The sequence below is a fragment of the Pseudomonas synxantha genome, from assembly GCF_900105675.1.
Taxonomy (GTDB): Bacteria; Pseudomonadota; Gammaproteobacteria; order Pseudomonadales; family Pseudomonadaceae; genus Aquipseudomonas; species Aquipseudomonas synxantha.
In genome coordinates, this window is record NZ_LT629786.1 from 497,257 (window position 1) to 517,048 (window position 19,792).

General features: G+C 61.3%; 15 protein-coding genes and 1 riboswitch. Of the genes, 13 read left to right on the forward strand and 2 right to left on the reverse strand.

Features of this window, described 5'->3' with window-relative positions; genetic code table 11:
- Positions 1-49 precede the first annotated feature (49 nt).
- The 5 genes from BLU48_RS02395 (at position 50) to BLU48_RS02415 (ending at position 4,470) form a co-directional block, all read left to right on the forward strand.
- Entirely contained in the window at positions 50-739 is a 690-nt protein-coding gene (locus BLU48_RS02395; protein WP_010208305.1) for an ABC transporter permease, read from the forward strand.
- Entirely contained in the window at positions 736-1,434 is a 699-nt protein-coding gene (locus BLU48_RS02400) for an ABC transporter permease (RefSeq protein WP_034119440.1), read from the forward strand. The genes BLU48_RS02395 and BLU48_RS02400 overlap by 4 nt, the downstream gene beginning before the upstream one ends.
- Before the next feature lies 1 nt (position 1,435).
- The gene (locus BLU48_RS02405) at positions 1,436-2,548 is read left to right on the forward strand and encodes a succinylglutamate desuccinylase/aspartoacylase family protein (RefSeq protein ID WP_057023891.1); all 1,113 of its coding nucleotides are present in this window, start codon (positions 1,436-1,438) and stop codon (positions 2,546-2,548) included.
- A gap of 27 nt (positions 2,549-2,575) precedes the next feature.
- On the forward strand, positions 2,576-3,340 hold the full coding sequence (locus tag BLU48_RS02410) for an ABC transporter ATP-binding protein (protein ID WP_046069190.1): 765 nt from the start codon (positions 2,576-2,578) through the stop codon (positions 3,338-3,340).
- A gap of 149 nt (positions 3,341-3,489) precedes the next feature.
- Positions 3,490-4,470 carry a GlxA family transcriptional regulator gene (locus BLU48_RS02415; RefSeq protein ID WP_057023892.1) on the forward strand — a complete coding sequence of 327 codons (981 nt, stop codon included), beginning with the start codon at positions 3,490-3,492 and terminating at the stop codon, positions 4,468-4,470.
- Here the strand turns inward: BLU48_RS02415 and BLU48_RS02420 are convergent, their stop codons facing one another.
- Positions 4,471-9,495, reverse strand: a complete 5,025-nt coding sequence (locus tag BLU48_RS02420) for a leucine-rich repeat domain-containing protein (protein ID WP_057023893.1) — start codon at positions 9,493-9,495, stop codon at positions 4,471-4,473. It abuts the gene before it with no gap.
- A 301-nt stretch (positions 9,496-9,796) separates the two neighbouring features.
- Here BLU48_RS02420 and BLU48_RS02425 point away from each other — a divergent pair, with 301 nt between their 5' ends.
- The 7 genes from BLU48_RS02425 to astE all read left to right on the forward strand — a co-directional run bounded on the left by BLU48_RS02425 (position 9,797) and on the right by astE (position 17,619).
- Positions 9,797-11,017, forward strand: coding sequence for an aspartate aminotransferase family protein (locus BLU48_RS02425; RefSeq protein WP_057023894.1), 1,221 nt, complete (start codon positions 9,797-9,799; stop codon positions 11,015-11,017).
- A gap of 198 nt (positions 11,018-11,215) precedes the next feature.
- Complete coding sequence (aruF, locus tag BLU48_RS02430) at positions 11,216-12,235, forward strand: arginine/ornithine succinyltransferase subunit alpha (RefSeq protein ID WP_043050346.1); 1,020 nt, start codon at positions 11,216-11,218, stop codon at positions 12,233-12,235.
- A 59-nt stretch (positions 12,236-12,294) separates the two neighbouring features.
- Entirely contained in the window at positions 12,295-13,320 is a 1,026-nt protein-coding gene (astA, locus tag BLU48_RS02435; RefSeq protein WP_005790626.1) for an arginine N-succinyltransferase, read from the forward strand.
- Positions 13,317-14,786 carry a succinylglutamate-semialdehyde dehydrogenase gene (astD, locus tag BLU48_RS02440; protein ID WP_164484857.1) on the forward strand — a complete coding sequence of 490 codons (1,470 nt, stop codon included), beginning with the start codon at positions 13,317-13,319 and terminating at the stop codon, positions 14,784-14,786. The genes astA and astD overlap by 4 nt, the downstream gene beginning before the upstream one ends.
- Positions 14,787-14,942: 156 nt before the next feature.
- The gene (astB, locus tag BLU48_RS02445) at positions 14,943-16,289 is read left to right on the forward strand and encodes an N-succinylarginine dihydrolase (RefSeq protein WP_057023896.1); all 1,347 of its coding nucleotides are present in this window, start codon (positions 14,943-14,945) and stop codon (positions 16,287-16,289) included.
- Between the two features lie 23 nt (positions 16,290-16,312).
- Positions 16,313-16,603: a hypothetical protein gene (locus BLU48_RS02450; RefSeq protein WP_003214319.1), complete on the forward strand. Its 291-nt coding sequence runs from the start codon at positions 16,313-16,315 to the stop codon at positions 16,601-16,603.
- Positions 16,604-16,614: 11 nt separating this feature from the next.
- Entirely contained in the window at positions 16,615-17,619 is a 1,005-nt protein-coding gene (gene astE / locus BLU48_RS02455; RefSeq protein WP_057023897.1) for a succinylglutamate desuccinylase, read from the forward strand.
- 131 nt (positions 17,620-17,750) lie between these two features.
- Here the strand turns inward: astE and BLU48_RS02460 are convergent, their stop codons facing one another.
- Positions 17,751-18,260 carry a 6,7-dimethyl-8-ribityllumazine synthase gene (locus BLU48_RS02460; protein ID WP_032879834.1) on the reverse strand — a complete coding sequence of 170 codons (510 nt, stop codon included), beginning with the start codon at positions 18,258-18,260 and terminating at the stop codon, positions 17,751-17,753.
- 113 nt (positions 18,261-18,373) lie between these two features.
- Positions 18,374-18,543, reverse strand: a riboswitch (FMN riboswitch).
- A gap of 191 nt (positions 18,544-18,734) precedes the next feature.
- Here BLU48_RS02460 and ltaE point away from each other — a divergent pair.
- Positions 18,735-19,739 carry a low-specificity L-threonine aldolase gene (gene ltaE, locus BLU48_RS02465; protein WP_057023898.1) on the forward strand — a complete coding sequence of 335 codons (1,005 nt, stop codon included), beginning with the start codon at positions 18,735-18,737 and terminating at the stop codon, positions 19,737-19,739.
- Positions 19,740-19,792: the final 53 nt, after the last annotated feature.

Consider the following 19,792-nt stretch of genomic DNA (forward strand, 5'->3'; position numbering starts at 1 on the left):
TCCTGCGGTTTGCGCCATTTTTTCATCCCCCTTTTCGAGGACCTGAATCATGTTGAAAGGCTACGGGGCCGTCATCCTCGATGGCGCATGGTTGACGCTTCAGCTCGCCTTGTCGTCCATGGCCTTGGCCATTGTTCTGGGTCTGATCGGGGTCGCGTTGCGCCTGTCGCCGGTGCGCTGGTTGGCCTGGCTGGGTGACTTGTACTCCACGGTGATCCGCGGGATCCCCGACCTGGTGCTGATCCTGCTGATTTTCTACGGCGGCCAGGACTTGCTTAACCGCGTTGCGCCGATGCTCGGCTACGACGACTATATCGACTTGAACCCCTTGGCGGCCGGTATCGGCACCCTGGGTTTCATCTTCGGCGCCTACCTCTCGGAAACCTTCCGCGGCGCCTTCATGGCCATCCCCAAAGGCCAGGCCGAGGCAGGCCTTGCGTATGGCATGAGCAGTTTCCAGGTGTTCTTCCGGGTGATGGTGCCGCAGATGATTCGGCTGGCAATCCCCGGGTTTACCAACAACTGGCTGGTACTCACCAAGGCCACCGCGCTGATTTCGGTGGTGGGCCTGCAAGACATGATGTTCAAGGCCAAGCAGGCGGCAGATGCCACCCGCGAGCCTTTTACCTTCTTCCTCGCAGTGGCGGCGATGTACCTGGTGATCACCAGCGTGTCGTTGCTGGCCTTGCGTCATCTTGAGAAGCGCTACTCGGTAGGCGTAAGGGCGGCTGATCTATGATCTTCGACTACAACGTCATCTGGGAGGCCATGCCGCTGTACCTTGGCGGTTTGCTGACCACCCTGAAACTGCTCGCCATCTCGCTGTTCTTCGGTTTGCTCGCGGCCTTGCCCCTGGGCTTGATGCGGGTGTCCAAGCAGCCGATCGTCAACGGTGTGGCCTGGCTCTACACCTATGTGATCCGCGGCACGCCGATGCTGGTGCAGCTGTTCTTGATCTATTACGGCCTGGCCCAGTTCGAAGCGGTGCGCGAGAGCTTCCTGTGGCCGCTGCTGTCCAGCGCCACGTTCTGTGCGTGCCTGGCGTTCGCGATCAACACCAGCGCCTACACTGCCGAGATCATTGCCGGCAGCCTCAAGGCCACGCCTAACGGTGAGATCGAAGCGGCCAAGGCCATGGGCATGTCGCGCTACAAGCTGTACCGCCGGATCCTGCTGCCGTCGGCCCTGCGCCGCGCGCTGCCGCAGTACAGCAACGAAGTGATCATGATGCTGCAGACCACCAGCCTGGCCTCCATCGTGACCTTGATCGACATCACCGGTGCCGCGCGCACGGTGAACGCCCAGTACTACCTGCCGTTTGAAGCCTATATCACCGCTGGTGTGTTCTACCTGTGCCTGACCTTTATCCTGGTACGCCTGTTCAAGTTGGCCGAGCGCCGCTGGCTGAGCTACCTGGCTCCACGGAAGCACTGATATGGAACGTATCGATCATCTGTTGCCCTGGGGGCACCTGGGCTGCGAGCGCCAGCTGAGCGTGTTCCGCTTCGGCAGCGGTGAGCGCAAGGCCTATATCCAGGCCAGCCTGCACGCCGATGAATTGCCCGGCATGCGCGCCGCCTGGGAGCTGAAAAAACGCCTCACAGAGCTGGAACAGCAGGGCGCCCTTAACGGCGTGATCGAGTTGGTGCCGGTGGCTAACCCGATGGGCCTGGGCCAGTTGCTGCAAGGCAGTCACCAGGGGCGTTTCGAGGTCGGCAGCGGCAAGAATTTCAACCGTGATTTTGTCGAGTTGAGCGAGCCCGTTGCGGCCTTGCTCGACGGCAAACTGGGGGATGATCCCCACGCCAACGTACGCATGATCCGCCAGGCCATGAGCGATACGCTCTGCGCCTTGCCCGAACCGAGCAGCCAGTTGCAAGGCATGCAGCGCATCCTGCTCAGCCACGCCTGTACCGCCGACATCGTGCTCGACCTGCATTGCGATGCCGAAGCCGCGCTGCACATGTACGCGCTGCCCCAGCACTGGCCGCAGTGGCGCTCGTTGTCGGCACATTTGAATGTGAAGGTCGGCCTGCTGGCGGAAGACTCCGGCGGCAGCTCGTTTGACGAAGCCTGCTCGCTACCATGGCTGCGTTTGTCCCGGGCGTTCCCCGAAGCGCAGATTCCGTTGGCGTGCCTGGCCACGACCTTGGAACTGGGCGGCCAGGCCGACACCGGCCGCGATGAAGCCGTCTTCCACGCCGAAGGCATCCTGGCGTTCCTCGCCGAACAGGGCCTGATCAAGGGTGAGTGGCCTGCGCCGCAACACGAACCCTGTGAGGGCGTGCCCTTCGAAGGCACCGAATTGCTCTTTGCACCCCACGCCGGGGTGATCAGCTACCTGCGTAAGGCCGGTGACTGGGTGGAAAGCGGCGAGCCGATTTTTGAAGTGATTGACCCCCTGGAAGACCGCGTCAGCATCATTTGCGCGGGTACCTCAGGGGTATTGTTTGCCGTTGAACGGCTGCGTTATGCCCAAGCGGGTTTCTGGCTGGCCAAGGTGGCGGGGCGCGAAGCGCTGCGTCACGGGCGCTTGCTCAACGACTGACCACCTGTTTTTGTGAGAACCGACCGCATGTACAAACTTGAAGTCCAAGACCTGCATAAACGCTATGGCAGTCATGAAGTGCTCAAAGGAGTGTCCCTGGCCGCCGCGGCCGGTGATGTGATCAGCATCATCGGCTCCAGTGGCTCGGGCAAAAGTACCTTTTTGCGCTGCATCAACCTGCTGGAGCAGCCCCATGCCGGCAAGATTCTGCTCAATAACGAAGAGCTGAAACTGGTGGCCAATAAGGACGGCGCCATGAAGGCCGCCGACCCCAAGCAACTGCAACGCATGCGTTCGCGCCTGTCCATGGTGTTCCAGCATTTCAATCTGTGGTCGCACATGACCGCGCTTGAAAACGTGATGGAAGCGCCAGTACACGTGCTGGGCATGTCGAAGAAAGACGCCCGTGAAAAAGCCGAACACTATCTGGCCAAGGTCGGTGTAGGCCATCGCAAGGATGCGTTCCCTGGGCATATGTCCGGCGGCGAGCAACAGCGCGTGGCGATTGCCCGTGCCCTGGCGATGGAACCTGAGGTGATGCTGTTCGACGAACCTACTTCGGCGCTGGACCCTGAGTTGGTGGGCGAAGTGCTCAAAGTCATGCAGGACCTGGCCCAGGAAGGCCGCACCATGGTGGTCGTCACCCACGAAATGGGCTTTGCCCGTGAAGTGTCGAACCAGTTGGTGTTTTTGCATAAAGGCATTGTTGAAGAGCGTGGTAATCCGCGGGAAGTGCTGGTCAACCCGCAGTCTGTGCGCCTTCAGCAGTTTCTCTCCGGCAGCTTGAAATAGTCATTCCCTGCTGAAATTGCTGGTGCCTTATGTGGGAGGGGGCAAGCCGCCTCCCACATTGGATCGTCATTGTTTTTGAGATTTGTGTTGGTTTACGGGCTAGCATTGGCCCACGCTTCTTTCACTGTTTTCGCTTCGGATAGCACTCCATGACCGCCCACAAAATTGGTTTCCTGATTTGGCCCAGCACAAAAGCACTCACGCTTGCGCTGGCTGAGGAGGCCTTGCGCGTTGCCCAGCGGGTGCATCCGGACGTGGTCTACGAACTGTCTTTTTTGCTCGCCGAGCCGGCAACCCCGGGTGCCTGGCAACTGCCCGGCGAGCCATGGGGCGGTAAGCTCGAAGGTTTCCAGAAGCTGTTCCTGCTGGCGGACGAACCACCCACCGTCATTGCCTCTCAGCTCAGCACTGCACTCAAGCAGCTGGTCCGGGCAGGCTGTGTCATCGGTGGTTTGTCCGCCGGTGTCTACCCGCTGGCCCAGCTGGGGTTGCTCGACGGCTACCGTGCCGCCGTGCATTGGCGCTGGCAGGACGATTTTGCCGAGCGGTTCCCCAAGGTCATCGCTACCAGCCATCTGTTCGACTGGGACCGTGATCGCCTGACCGCCTGCGGTGGCATGTCGGTACTCGACCTGCTGCTCGCGGTGCTGGCCCGGGATCACGGCGCCGAGCTGGCCGGTGCGGTGTCGGAAGAGCTGGTGGTAGAGCGCATCCGCGAGGGTGGCGAGCGCCAGCGTATCCCGTTGCAGAACCGCCTGGGCTCCAGCCACCCGAAGCTGACCCAGGCGGTGTTGCTGATGGAGGCGAATATCGAAGAGCCGCTGACCACCGACGAGATCGCCCAGCACGTATGCGTGTCGCGACGACAACTTGAACGGATCTTCAAGCAATACCTCAATCGCGTCCCCAGTCAGTACTATCTGGAACTGCGCCTGAACAAGGCCCGCCAGATGTTGATGCAAACCAGCAAGTCGATCATCCAGATCGGCCTCTCCTGCGGCTTCTCCTCCGGCCCGCACTTCTCCAGCGCCTATCGCAACTTCTTCGGCGCCACCCCGCGTGAAGATCGCAACCAGCGGCGCAGCAGCAGCCCCTTCGAGTTGTCCTCAGTGCCTTCCGAGCGCGGTTGATCACTCTTCCATCGGCGGCGGGTTTTCAACCACCAACGGCACGCCTTGCGCATCGACGGTAGCCTCGGCTACTCGAAAGTCAGTGCCGGTACGCACGTAGTGCTGCCGCAGATAATCCAGGCTTTGGGGTGACAAAGGGTTACTGCTGAAATCGCATTCCTCGCTGTAGGGCGTGGTGGATTCCAGCAGGGCGGCCGGAATGTCGCGAATCAGGTTATTGCTCAAGTCTATTGTGTGCAGCTCGGGGAGTTGGAACAGCCCCTGCGGCACTTCATTGATCTGTGTGTTGCCCAGATAAAGTGAGCCCAAGTGGTTCAGGGCGCTGACATCCGGGGCGACCACCAGGCTGTTGTCTCTCAGGCTGAGAAATTCGAGATTGAGTGCGTTGCCCAGTACGTCCATGTCCGCCGGGGTCAGGGTGATCTGGCAGTCTTCGAGGCTCAGGGTGGTGAGCCCGGGCATCTGACCAATGGCGTCGGGGATCTTGCCCAGGTTGCACCGGCTGAGTATCAGGGTTTGCAGTTTAGGGAAGCAGCGCAGGGTCCCTTCGACACCATTGGTCAGACCGTTGCCGATAAGCTCCAGGGAGGTCACATGATCAAACCGGGCATGCAATTGCGGCAGCGGGCCCATGGTGGTGGTCTCGATCACCACGGAATGGGTGAATTGCTCATCCAGGTTTTCTTCGTCCTGCTCACTTTCGCGGCGCCAGGCGTCTTCCAGCAAGCTTTTAAAACGTTGGCGCGCCAGTTGCTCCTCGGCGGCGGTTTGTTCGTCGAGGCTGATGTCGAGAATTGGATGGCGAGCCGGTACGTCCAGGGCCCACTGCTGCAGGTCGGTGCCCAGTTGCGCGTATTCGGCCTCCAGGCGGGTCAGGGCTGGGGCGATGTCGGCCATGGTGCCGGGCAGGCGAAAGATAAAGTGATCGGCTTCGGCGTCGAGAAAGGTCGGGTACAGCTGCATGACTCTGGCGCGCTCCTCGTCGGGCGCTCGGGCGGTGAACGACTCATTGTAGTTCTGGGCATAGCGCTTGATCTGTTCCAGGGCCGGCAATTCCAGCGCGTTGCCGGACAGGTCGAAACCATGTGCAACGTCGGGCGTCAGGCTGAACAGGCCCAGGGGCAACTCGGTGATACGGTTGTCGTTCAGCCACACGGCCTTCAGATGAGGACGGCTCAGCAAGCCGTTGGGCAATTGCTCGATCTGTGTGGCGGACAGGTCCAGCAGCGTCAGGTCGGGCATGCCCCCGACATCCGGTATCAGCCCCAGGGGGTTGTTGTGCAGGTCGAGCGAATTCAAGCTGCTCATTGCGTTCAACCGCGTACGGCTGGGCTCGGTCAAGGTGATGTTGCAGTTGCTTAGGATCAGGCTGTTCAGCCTGCGCATGCTGCTGATCGGCGACGGCAGGTCGCCCAACGGGATATCGCGCAGTTCCAGGTGGCGCAGCCAGGGAAACCCGCGCAAGAAGACTTCGACACCCTGCAGGCCTGCGCCGCCGGTCAGCGATAACAGTGACACATGACCAAAGGCTGTGCCCACCTCAGGCAGATTGGTCAGCTGCGGGGCGTGAAGCCTCAGCGTAGAACCGTTCAGTTCGGTATCCGTGAAGTACTCATCCCTCTCGGTGTCCCGGCGCCAGCACTGTTCCAACTGCTCGGCGATCAGCCGGCGCGTATGGGTTTCGTAATAGCGTTGCTCGGCAGGCAGTTGCGCCGGAATGGCGGCCTGCCAGGCTTGCAGGTTGTGGCGCAGCGCCTGGCGCTCTTGGCGCAACACGGCGAGCTGGTTGGCGACACCGCCTGGCCGTGTTTGCATCTGTTCGAGCACGGCCTGTATCTGCCCGTCGTCCAGTTGAGGAAACAGGTCGCGCAATCGCTCGGCGGCTGTGGGTAGCCTGTCGCCCAGGGCGGGCTGGGCGCGATAGCCGTCCATACCGCCCAGTAGCTTCATGGTTTGCGGGTCATAGAAAGGTTTGCGCACGGGGTCGGCGGCGAGCAGCTCGCGTAATGCGTCACGCATGATGGGATGGCGCAGGAGGTGCTGGCGCAGTCGTGAGCCCGAGCCCGCATCCATTTGTATAGCGTTGCGTTGTGTCTCTGGCAGGGCGCCCAGGATGGCGGAGTACAGGTCGGACGCCGGGGACAGCGCCCCGCTGTCGTCGTAGGGCGTGTATTGGCCATTTTCGTTGCGCACCAGGGTGCGCACCTGCGACGCCTCGGGATCGCCGATCCGGTCGCGCACGGTGCCCTCCACGCTGTAGTCGCGCACCTCCAGGCGAAGTGAATGCAACCAGCCCGGCAGCTTGGTTAATGAATGCAAGGCCAGGCGCTCGCTGTCCCAGGTCGGTGTGCCGAGATGCCAGGCTTCGAAGGCACGGCACACGCGCACTTGCGCCTGCGCGCTGCGGGCCAGTATCCGCAGGCGCAACGGTGTCTGCTGGTTGCCCAGCGCTTGCAGTTCCTCGACCGTAGCGTGGCTCAGCAATGCCTGTGCAACTTTGGCGGGCAGCCCCGGTGCGGCATCGATCAGGCGATGGGCGCGTGGGTCATAAGTGGCCTGCAGGGTGCCATAGTGGGACTCGAACAACCCCGCACGGTTTTCCTCGGCGATGGCCGCGAGTTTGTGGCGCAGGTGGCTGGCGCGTGCCTCCAGGCTCAGGCGCGTATCGCCGACGCTGGCGCCATAGGCCTCGCCGGCTTCCTGGGCAGGTAACAGCTTGAGGATGGTCTTGAGCAGGTCACCGTTGTTCAACTGGCTTTCGGGCACCTGCATGGCGGGCAGATGCTCTTCGCCAAAGGACCAGGCCACATTGCCTCGCCCATCGATAAATTGCAGGCGCCGGGTTGGCGGCCATTCGCCGTAGCTGGTGAGCAATTGCACGATGGCTTGCGGGTCAACGCGGCTGTACTGCGCGGGGTCATCGCTGGCGAGTCGCGTGATCAGGCTTTGAATCTCGCGGTCGACCCGCAGCCGGTCAAGGGTATCGATCAGCAGTGCCGGTGGTGCCTCGCCGTTGACGTGCATTTTGCGCAGCACGTCCGGGTCCACGCCGCTGATGTTCAGTGCCAGGGCCTGATCGGCTTCGCTGAGCCCATCTACCGGGTGACCCAGGCGTTGCAGCAGGGTTTTTTTGTCCCATTGCAGCGGCTGTTCCAGCTCTGTATGCCAGGCGCCGTGGCCGTTGTGGCGCACCCATGGGCGATAAGCGTCGGGGCGGGACGGGTGTTGCAGGTGCAAGGTGGACGATACCGGGTCTTTTTCCACCGCATAGATTTTGCCATCCAGCGCCAGCAGGTTTTTACGTTGGTACGGGTACAGGCCTGTCGGCTCGCGATAGCTGCCGGACGGTATGCTGATGGCGTGCTCATAGGCGCTGAGGTCGGGTTTCCAGTAGCGGGTCTGGCCTTTGGGCAGTCGCACTGGCTTGAAGCGGTCAATGAAGTCGATGACGCTCTGGGGCAGTATTTTGCGCAACTCCACGGTGGCGATCTGGCCGCCCACCGCGAAGGCACCCAATTGCACCAGCGCCTCGACCACTCCCAATAGGTGCCCCGCAGCCTCGGTGCCCAAGCCTTCGGCCCAGTCGATGACGCCTTCGAACACCTCATCGAGCAATTGGTAGGCCATGTAGCCCATCATTAATTCACCGGCGAAGGGCACGAAGGGGGTGATGATCAGCGCGGCCGCATTCAGGATCGAGGACGCGACATTCACGAATGAATCCCACAGCGCCCAGCGCGCCTTGCGATCGGCGCTTGCCGTGCTGACGGCGGTGCTGCGCGCGTCGTTGAGTATTTGATTGAGCTTGCGCTGGTACTGATGCTGCCAAAAGTCGTGGCCGCCGGGGGTCGCGACGAAACGCACGCGGGGGTTGTCGGTTGGGGTCTGGCGCCAGCTTGGCTGGCTGCTGCCGGCCTCATGCGGGTGCCAGGTGACCTGGCCGAGCAATTGGCTGAGGTTGGCGAAGAAATGCCCGCGTTGTTCATGGGGCACAAACCGGCTGAAAAAGCGTTGGTACTGTTCATCGCGCAGTTGGCGCACCAGTTCTTTTTGCATCGCCTGGGACGAGGAATATTCCTTTATCGGATGCTCGGGGTCCCCCGGCACATAAGCCACCAGTCGCGTCGCGGTGCGGGAACGCTCAAGGTCAGGGGCGAACACGATGATGCCAGGCAGGTTTGCATCCATCAGTTTCAGGTCGTGATAACGCAGGAGCTGGCCGTTCAAGCGCAGCCCGCTCACGCCGTCGAGCAGGCCTTGGATCAAGCGCTGGTAGCCGGGCTGGATGTCACCTGTGATCAACGCCCAATGCAGGGCGGCCTGCAATTCGGCTTTCTGGCTGCGCTCGACCTTCAAGCGCAAGGCGGCTTCGGCCACAGGTTCGTTCAGGCCCAGTTGTTCTTGCAGGTAAACCTCATACAGCGCACCGATGTCGAGGTCGCGGCACAGCTGGATAAAGGCGCTGATGGACAATGCACGCTTGATCGCCGGCAAGGTGTCGAAGTGGCCCCGGGCATCAGGACGGGTGATGAAGGCCGATACGGCTTCATGGGCGTCGGCCTGGGTTTCCGGTTGTTCGAAGTTGTGCAACGCGGCTTCCAGCAGGGACACGGTCCAGGTGCGCGCCGCCCCCGAGCGGATCGCAAATCCCGGAATGGTTTGCGGGATATACAGGCGCAGGAAGGTTTCCCGAACGTCCAGTTCCAGGCCGAATTGGGCCTTGAGGGCCAGGGTGAGGATCGGGTTGGCAAAATCCTCGGCACTCAGCAGGCCGGCCAGTGCCTTGTCGACGGTGTTTTGTGCCTCCCAGTGGGCGGTGGCCAGTTGCTTGAGTTCGCCCTGGCTGACCGCGGAGGCGTCGCGCAAGGCCGGCGGCAGGTTTGGAGGTACCCGTCCCAGGGCTTCGCGACGGCGTAGAGAGGTGTCGCCCAGCCAGCGGGGAATCGCGTTTTTCAGCGGCTCGTAGTGGCTGTCGGGTTGGGACGAGAGACTGGTGTGCGATGTGTATTCTGCAGAGTCAAGCATGGTGCCGATCCTTGAGCGTGGTAAAGCTCCAGTAAATCGGCGCAAGAAGAGGTGGGGGGACTACTGGGTTATTGCAAAGGGCTCGGCATAATCAGTTTGGGGGCGTCCTGCCGAAACAGGCGGTGCTGGTTTACACTGCGCCATTGCGACGCAATTTGTCGCATTGCCGTAAACCCGCATAAAACCGGGGTTGGCGCTATAAGAAGTTGTCGCTTGGCGACAAGGTGGCGCTGAAAACTGTCCTTACAATCCCTGCATCGCCCGCCAGTTCCAGGCAGGCGTTCCTCTTCAGGAGACTCCGATGTCCGTTGAGCAAGCCCCGGTGCAACGTGCCGATTTCGACCAGGTCATGGTGCCCAACTATGCACCTGCTGCCTTCATCCCCGTGCGTGGCGCAGGTTCACGCGTTTGGGACCAGGCCGGTCGCGAGCTGATCGACTTTGCCGGCGGCATCGCGGTTAACGTATTGGGCCACGCCCACCCGGCGCTGGTCGGGGCACTGACCGAACAGGCCAACAAGCTGTGGCATGTCTCCAACGTGTTCACCAATGAGCCGGCCCTGCGCCTGGCGCATAAGCTGATCGACGCCACCTTTGCCGAACGTGTGTTCTTCTGCAACTCCGGCGCCGAGGCCAACGAGGCCGCGTTCAAGCTGGCACGTCGCGTGGCGTTCGACCGTTTCGGCACTGAAAAGTACGAGATCATCGCCGCGCTGAACAGCTTCCACGGCCGTACCCTGTTCACCGTCAACGTCGGCGGTCAGTCGAAGTACTCTGACGGCTTCGGGCCCAAAATTACCGGGATCACCCACGTTCCTTATAACGACCTGGCTGCGTTGAAAGCCGCCGTGTCGGACAAGACCTGCGCCGTGGTGCTGGAGCCGATCCAGGGCGAGGGCGGTGTACTGCCGGCCGAGTTGGCCTACCTGCAAGGCGCTCGTCAGCTGTGCGACGCCAACAATGCATTGCTGGTGTTCGACGAAGTGCAGACCGGCATGGGCCGCAGCGGCCACCTGTTTGCCTACCAGCACTACGGCGTGGTGCCGGACATCCTCACCAGCGCCAAGAGCTTGGGCGGCGGTTTCCCGATTGCGGCCATGCTTACCCGTGAAGACCTGGCCAAGCACCTGGTGGTCGGCACCCACGGCACCACCTACGGCGGCAACCCGCTGGCATGCGCGGTGGCCGAAGCGGTGATCGACGTGATCAACACCCCCGAGGTGCTGGCTGGCGTCAACGCCAAACACGACCTGTTCAAGGCGCGCCTGGAGCAGATCGGCAAGCAGTACGGCATCTTCACCGAGGTTCGCGGCATGGGCCTGTTGATCGGTTGTGTACTCAGCGATGCGTTCAAGGGCAAGGCCAAGGACGTGTTCAACGCCGCCGAGAAAGAGAACCTGATGATTCTGCAAGCCGGCCCGGACGTGGTGCGTTTTGCGCCGAGCCTGGTGGTGGAAGAGGCGGACATCAACGAAGGCCTGGACCGTTTTGAACGTGCTGTAAAAGCATTGACGCAAGCCTGATTGGCTTGATCGGATCAAATGTGGGAGGGGGCTTGCCCCCGATAGCGGTGGATCAGTCACTGGATTCATCAACTGACACACTGCTATCGGGGCCAAGCCCCCTCCCACATTGAAATTAGCCCTACATGGGGATAGGTGTTGTTTTCAGGCCTGTCCGGTATTTTTTTCTATGAGTTTTTCGAGTTAAGGAGTGACACCATGCTGGTGATGCGCCCCGCGCAAATGGCTGATCTGGGCGAGGTACAGCGTCTGGCTGCGGACAGCCCGATTGGTGTCACCTCCTTGCCCGATGATGTGGAACGCCTGAGCGACAAGATCGCCGCCAGCGAAGCCTCCTTCGCGGCCGAGGTAAGCTTCAACGGTGAAGAGAGTTATTTCTTCGTGCTTGAAGATACCGAGACCGGCAAGCTCGCCGGCTGTTCGGCGATCGTCGCCTCGGCGGGTTACTCCGAGCCGTTCTACAGTTTCCGTAACGAAACCTTCGTGCACGCCTCCCGCGAGCTGAAGATCCACAACAAAATCCACGTGCTTTCCCAGTGCCACGACCTTACCGGCAATAGCCTGCTCACCAGTTTCTACGTCGTGCCGGAACTGGTCGGTTCGCCGTGGTCGGAGCTCAATTCCCGTGGTCGCCTGTTGTTTGTCGCCAGCCATCCCGAGCGCTTTGCCGACTCGGTGGTGACCGAGATTGTCGGCTACAGCGACGAGAACGGTGATTCGCCGTTCTGGGACGCCATTGGGCGCAACTTCTTCGACCTCAACTATGCCGCCGCCGAGCGCCTGTGCGGGCTGAAAAGCCGTACCTTCCTCGCCGAGCTGATGCCCCATTACCCAATCTACGTGCCGCTGCTGCCGGACGCAGCGCAGGAAGCCATGGGCCAGGTGCACCCGCGTGCACAGATCACCTTCGATATCCTCATGCGTGAAGGCTTCGAGACCGATCACTACATCGACATCTTTGACGGTGGCCCGACCTTGCATGCAAAGGTTTCGGGCATTCGCTCGATTGCCCAGAGCCGCGTGGTGCCGGTGAAAGTCGGCGAGATGATCAAGGGCGTCGGCCGCCAGTACCTGGTAAGCAACGCGCAGTTGCAGGACTACCGTGCGGTGATGTTGGAACTGGATTACGCGCCGGGCAAACCGGTGATCCTGGACCTTGCAACCGCTGAAGCCCTGGGCGTCGGCGAAGGCGCGAGTGTGCGCCTGGTTGCAGTTTAAGCGCCGGTATAAACAGAGTTTCGCGGGTGGCTGTAAAGCGACCCGTTCGAGGAGATAGCATGATCGTTCGTCCCGTACGCAGCAGCGATTTACCGGCCCTGATTGATCTGGCGCGCAGCACCGGCACCGGCCTCACCACCTTGCCGGCCAACGAAGAGCGCCTGACCCACCGGGTTGGCTGGGCGGAAAAAACCTTTCGCGGCGAAGCCGGGCGCGGCGATGCCGACTACCTGTTCGTGCTGGAAAACGACGAAGGCCGCGTGGTGGGAATTTCCGCCATTGCGGGTGCCGTTGGCCTGCGTGAACCCTGGTACAACTTCCGGGTCGGGTTGACCGTCAGCGCGTCCCAGGAACTGAATATCTACCGTGAGATTCCGACGCTGTTCCTGGCCAACGACCTCACCGGCAATTCCGAATTGTGCTCGTTGTTCCTGCACGCCGATTACCGCAATGGCCTCAACGGTCGCATGCTGGCCAAGGCGCGCATGTTGTTTATTGCGGAGTTCCCGCAGTTGTTCGGCAACAAGATCATTGCCGAGATGCGCGGTGTGTCCAACGACGCCGGGCGCTCGCCGTTCTGGGAAAGCCTGGGCCGGCACTTCTTCAAGATGGAGTTCAGCCAGGCCGACTACCTCACTGGCGTGGGCAACAAAGCGTTTATCGCCGAGCTGATGCCGAAGTTTCCGTTGTACAGCTGCTTTCTTTCCGAGGATGCGCGCAATGTGATCGGTAAGGTGCATCCGGACACCGAACCGGCGCTGAGCATGCTCAAGAGCGAAGGCTTCAGCTACCAGGGCTATGTCGACATTTTTGACGCCGGCCCGGCGGTGGAGTGTGAGACCAGCAAAATCCGCGCGGTGCGCGACAGCCAGTCACTGGTATTGGCCATCGGCACGCCGGGGGACGATGCCACGCCGTTCCTGATTCATAACCGCAAGCGTGAAGAGTGTCGTATTACCGCCGCTCCAGCTCGCCTGGCCGCAGGCACCCTGGTGGTCGATCCGCAGACCGCCAAGCGTCTGCAACTGGTGGTGGGGGATCAAGTGCGTGCTGTTCCGTTGTCCGCTGCTCGGGAGTCGAAATAATGAATTCGTTGTATATCGCAGGTAGCTGGCTGGCCGGCCAGGGTGAACTGTTTGAATCGCGCAACCCGGTGACCCAGCAGGTGCTGTGGGCCGGCAATGGCGCCACCGTCGAACAGGTCGAGTCCGCCGTGCAGGCCGCGCGCCAGGCATTCCCGGCCTGGGCCAGGCGCCCGCTGGAAGAACGCATCAGTGTGCTGGAAAGGTTCGCCGCCACGCTTAAAAGCCGCGCCGATGAAATCGCCCGTTGTATCGGCGAGGAAACCGGCAAGCCGCTGTGGGAGTCGGCGACTGAAGTTACCAGCATGGCCAACAAGATCGCGATCTCGGTACAGAGCTACCGCGAACGTACCGGCGAGAAGAGCGGCCCGCTGGGCGACGCCACCGCCGTGTTGCGCCACAAGCCTCACGGCGTGGTGGCGGTGTTTGGCCCTTACAATTTTCCCGGGCACTTGCCCAACGGCCATATTGTCCCGGCGTTGCTGGCGGGCAATACCGTGCTGTTCAAGCCGAGCGAGCTGACCCCGAAGGTCGCCGAGCTGACCGTACAATGCTGGGTCGAAGCCGGCTTGCCGGCGGGCGTGCTGAATTTGCTGCAAGGCGCGCGGGAAACCGGCATCGCCCTGGCGGCCAATCCTGGCATCGACGGCCTGTTCTTCACTGGCTCCAGCCGCACCGGCAATCACCTGCACCAGCAGTTCTCTGGGCGCCCGGACAAGATCCTGGCCCTGGAAATGGGCGGTAATAACCCGCTGGTCGTGGACGAAGTGGCCGATGTGGATGCGGCGGTCTACACCATCATCCAGTCGGCGTTCATCTCGGCGGGCCAGCGTTGCACCTGCGCCCGTCGCTTGCTGGTGCCGGAAGGTGCCTGGGGCGATGCGTTGCTGGCGCGGCTGGTGGCGGTCAGCGCGACCATTGAAGTGGGCGCATTCGACCAGCAACCGGCACCCTTCATGGGCTCGGTCATTTCCCTTGCGGCGGCCAAAGCGCTGATGGAAGCGCAGGAACTGATGCTGGCCAATGGCGCCGTGGCGCTGCTGGAGATGACCCAGCCACAGGATCAAGCGGCTCTGCTGACCCCAGGCATTATCGACGTGACTGGCGTGACCGAGCGCGAAGACGAAGAACTGTTTGGCCCGCTGTTGCAGGTGATCCGCTACGCTGATTTTGCCGCGGCGATCGCCGAGGCCAACAACACTCAATACGGCTTGGCCGCTGGTTTGTTGTCGGATTCCGAAGCGCGTTACCAGCAGTTCTGGCTGGAAAGCCGTGCCGGCATCGTCAACTGGAACAAGCAACTGACCGGCGCCGCCAGCACGGCACCATTTGGCGGGGTAGGTGCGTCGGGCAACCATCGCGCCAGTGCATATTACGCGGCCGATTATTGCGCGTACCCGGTGGCGTCGCTGGAGACTCCAAGTCTGGTGGTTCCAGCCACGCTAACCCCTGGCATTACACTGATCTAAATGTGGGAGGGGGCTTGCTCCCGATAGCTATCTATCAGTTGATGAATCAGGTGACTGAGCTGCCGCTATCGGGAGCAAGCCCCCTCCCACACCGGTTCAGTGGTGTGTTTAAGTAATTTGATGCCTATAAAAACAGATGTTCGTGGAGCCTCGCCGATGAAATCCTATGAAGTCAATTTTGACGGTCTAGTGGGGCCGACCCATAACTACGGCGGGTTGTCCTACGGCAACGTCGCGTCCCAGAGCAACAGCCAACAATCTTCCAATCCGAAGGAAGCGGCGTTGCAGGGTTTGCAGAAAATGAAAGCCCTGATGGACATGGGCTTTGTGCAAGGTGTGTTGGCGCCTCAGGAACGCCCGGACGTAGCCGCCTTGCGCAAACTCGGTTTCAGCGGCAGCGACGCCCAGGTGATCCAGCAAGCGGCCAAGCACGCGATGCCGTTGCTGGTGGCCAGTTGCTCGGCATCCAGCATGTGGGTGGCCAACGCCGCAACCGTCAGCCCGAGCGCCGACACGGCAGATGGCCGCGTGCATTTCACCGCCGCGAACCTCAACTGCAAGTACCACCGCAGCATCGAACACCCCACCACCAGCCGCGTACTGGGGGCGATGTTCGCCGATCAGAAACACTTCGCTCACCACGCCGCCTTGCCGGCGGTGGCGCAGTTCGGCGATGAGGGCGCGGCCAACCACACACGTTTCTGCCGTGAATACGGCGAGGCCGGCGTTGAGTTTTTCGTGTTTGGCCGCAGCGCGTTCGACACCCGTTACCCGGCCCCGCAGAAGTACCCGGCGCGCCAGACCCTTGAAGCGTCCCAGGCGGTCGCGCGCCTGCACGGCCTGAAGGATGACGGGGTGGTCTACGCCCAGCAGAACCCGGCGGTGATCGATGCCGGCGTGTTCCACAACGATGTCATCGCGGTGGGTAACGGCGAGATGCTGTTCTACCACGAAGATGCGTTCCTCAACACCGAACAGATGCTCGCCGAGCTGCAAGCCAAGTTGGGCAAGCTGGGCGGCAACTTCCAGTCCGTCTGCGTGCCCCGTGCCCAGGTCAGTGTCGAGGACGCGGTGCGCTCCTACCTGTTCAACAGCCAGTTGCTGACCCGCCCTGACGGTTCGATGCTGTTGATTGTGCCGGAAGAGTGCCGCGCCAACGAGCGCGTGTGGCAATACCTGCAGGGCTTGACCGCCTCCGGAGGGCTGATCCGCGAGGTCAAGGTCTTCGACCTCAAGCAAAGCATGCAGAACGGTGGTGGGCCGGCATGCCTGCGTCTGCGCGTGGCATTGAACGAAACCGAGCTGGCAGCGGTGAATCCAGGCGTTATCATGACGGCGTCGTTGTACGACACGCTGGCCCAATGGGTCGACAAACACTACCGCGACAGCCTGCGCGAAACCGACCTGGCTGATCCGCAGTTGCTGCTTGAGTGCCGGACGGCACTGGATGAACTGACGCAAATCCTTAAACTGGGCTCGGTTTATCCTTTCCAGATCAATTAACGCCGTACGGCTGAGAACTATTTATGACCACCGACACCCTGAAACTGATCCTTGAAGACACTGACGGCACCCAGCTGGAAACGTCCTGCACTCGCGTTGCCGTGGTGTGGCAGGGCAAGGAGATCTGGATCCAGCACGACGGTCGCGGCCAACTGCTGATCGGTGTGGATGTGGAAGAGGGCGACGCCGAATACGCCAATCTGCTGATGCGCCCATTGGCTACCAACCTGATGAGCCTGCAACTGGAAATGGAACCGGCCGACGTTGAGGGTGATGATGACGATCACGTCCATGGTCCTGGCTGCAACCACTAAGGAAGCTGCTTATGCTCGCCCTCGGCAAACTGCTTGAACTGACCCTCGCCGGTCGTGAACCGGCGCAAAAAATTCAACTGACTGTCGACGGCGTGCAGATGCGCTGGCTCAGTGAGGGCGCGCTTGAAGTGCGCCCACCTGAGGCGCGTGACAATGGCAGCGACCTGCTGCTGTCGTCCGGCATCCATGGCAACGAGACCGCGCCGATCGAGTTGCTCGACCGCCTGTTGCATGGCATTGCCCGCGGGGAGATCAAGCCCCGTACCCGTATTCTGTTCCTGTTCGGTAACCCCGAGGCCATGCGCCGCGGCGAGCGTTATCTCGAACTGGACATCAACCGGCTGTTCAACGGCCGACATGAAAGCAACATTGGCCCTGAGGCCATGCGCGCCGCCGAACTTGAGCAACGGGCCCGCAGCTTCTTCAGCCTACCTGGCCGCTCGCGCCTGCATTACGACCTGCACACCGCGATTCGTGGTTCGAAGATCGAGCAGTTCGCGTTGTACCCGTGGAAGGAAGACCGACAGCATTCGCGCCGTGAGCTGGAGCGCCTCAACGCGGCCGGTATGCAGGCGGTGCTGCTGCAGAACAAAACCTCGATTACCTTCACCGCGTTTACCTACGAGCAACTCGGTGCCGAGGCGTTCACCCTGGAGTTGGGCAAGGCGCGGCCGTTCGGACAGAACGACGGTGTGGACGTGTCGCGCCTGGAAGCGCGTCTGAAGCAGATCATCGAGGGCAACGAGCCTGAGACCGGCAGCCTGGACGGCCTGCAACTCTTCGCCGTTGCGCGGGAAGTGATCAAGCACAGCGACGCCTTCCTGATGCATCTGCCCGCAGATGTGGAAAACTTTTCGGAATTGGAAAAGGGCTACCTGCTGGCCGAAGACGTGGCCAAGACCCGCTGGGTGATCGAGGAGGAGGGCGCCCGCATCATCTTCCCCAACCCTAAGGTGAAGAATGGTCTGCGCGCCGGGATTCTTATCGTGCCTGCCACGGATGCTGGGTTGGCTTAAATCTTAAGCCCAACTGGATCCAAATGTGGGAGGGGGCTTGCTCCCGATGACGGTGTATCAGTTACAGATGAGCTGACTGACACTCTGTTATCGGGTTCAAGCCCCCTCCCACATTGTCTTTGCAGTGTTGCTTATACCGCTACAGCCCGCGGCTCACTACGACGGATCGCCCGTACTTTGTGCAGGGTATCGGCGCACGTACGCGCAGCTTCCTGGCCCTTATGCACGAAGTGCTCATAGAAGAATGTGGTGTGCTCGCTGCCCGCGTGGAAGTGATGCGGCGTCAGGGACACCGAGAACACCGGCACTTCGGTTTCCAGTTGTACCTGCATCAGCCCGCTGACCACCGACTGTGCGACGAATTCGTGACGATAAATGCCGCCATCCACCACCAGGGCGGCGGCAACGATGCCGGCGTAACGGCCGGTCTTGGCCAGCAGCTTGGCGTGCAGGGGCAGTTCAAAGGCGCCGCCGACTTCAAAGAAATCGATGTCCGATTCCTGGTAGCCCTGGGCGATCATTTCGGCGAGGAAACCTTTGCGCGATTGATCGACAATATCCTTGTGCCAGCAGGCCTGGATAAACGCGACGCGCTCACCGTGATGGTTTTTGCTTTTGCTGTCGATTGCGGTGGGTTGCATGTTCTGACTCCTGTTTAAGAAAAAAACAGGGCGTTATGAATCGAATGGGATTTAAGGGTACGAACAACGGCGTCATGCAGGCATGAGGTCAGTGCGCGGCCCTTAGGTGCCAATCCCGTTCTCTCTTCATCCGGACTATGACCGTCGGCCCCGGGATCACACCGGGTCTGCTGACCTTGTCGCCGTCCCGCGTGAGCAGTTCGAGGCGCCAAGCGCTCGCGGGCTATGCACATTGCGTGCAATTACCGCCGGTGGGGAATTGCACCCCGCCCTGAGAACGTTGCCGCCAGAATCCTGGCGGCGGAGAGTTTTTAACATGGTTTTTCAAAAACTGCACGATTGCCGTATCGATAACCTATATCGGTTTGTTTGGTTGGTATTCGATTGAATACAGGCGGGGCTTGATATTCCGCGGCTTTGCCCGCAGTAATCACTCACAAAAGGATTTATCCATTCCATCTGAGGCCCCCCTTCATGACCGTGATCGACCTGCGCAGCGACACCGTGACCCAACCCACCCCCGGCATGCTTGACGCGATGGCCAGTGCCGTCAGCGGTGATGATGTCTATGGTGAGGACCCCAGCGTCAACCGCCTGGAGGCCGAGTTGGCCAAGCGTCTGGGGTTTTCCGCTGCGCTGTTCGTGCCCACCGGCACCATGAGCAACCTGCTGGCGTTGATGGCTCACTGTGAGCGCGGCGAGGAATACATCGTCGGCCAGCAGGCCCACACTTACAAATACGAAGGCGGCGGTGCAGCGGTGCTTGGTTCGATCCAGCCACAGCCCCTGGAAGTGCAGGCTGACGGCTCGCTCGATCTGGACCATGTGCTCGCAGCCATTAAGCCCGACGACTTCCACTTTGCCCGCACGCGCCTGCTGGCGCTGGAAAACACCATGCAGGGCAAGGTGCTGCCGTTGGAGTACCTGGCCAAAGCCCGCGCCTTCACTCGTGAGCACGGCTTGGCCTTGCACCTGGACGGTGCGCGGATCTACAACGCTGCGGTCAAGCTGGGAGTCGATGCGCGCAAGATCGCCGAGCATTTCGATTCGGTGTCGGTGTGCCTGTCCAAGGGCCTCGGTGCGCCGGTCGGCTCGGTGTTGTGCGGCTCTACGGCGCTGATCGCCAAGGCGCGGCGGCTGCGCAAGATGGTTGGCGGTGGCATGCGCCAGGCCGGCTCCCTGGCGGCGGCGGGGCTGTATGCCCTGGATCATCAGGTGCAGCGCCTGGCTGATGACCATGCCAACGCGCAATGGCTGGGGGATGAGCTGCGCAAGGCCGGCTACACCGTGGAGCCGGTGCAGACCAACATGGTGTATGTGCAGGTCGGTGACCAGGCCCAGGCCCTGAAAGCCTTTGCTGCCGAGCGTGGGGTCAAGTTGAGTGCTGCGCCACGGTTGCGCATGGTCACGCACCTGGACGTCAGTCGGGCACAGACCGAGCAAGTCGTGCAGGCATTCGTCGAGTTTTCGCGAAAATGACAGTGCACGCCGTCTAATTGAGTGTTTCTATCACATAAACACGCTGTACCACC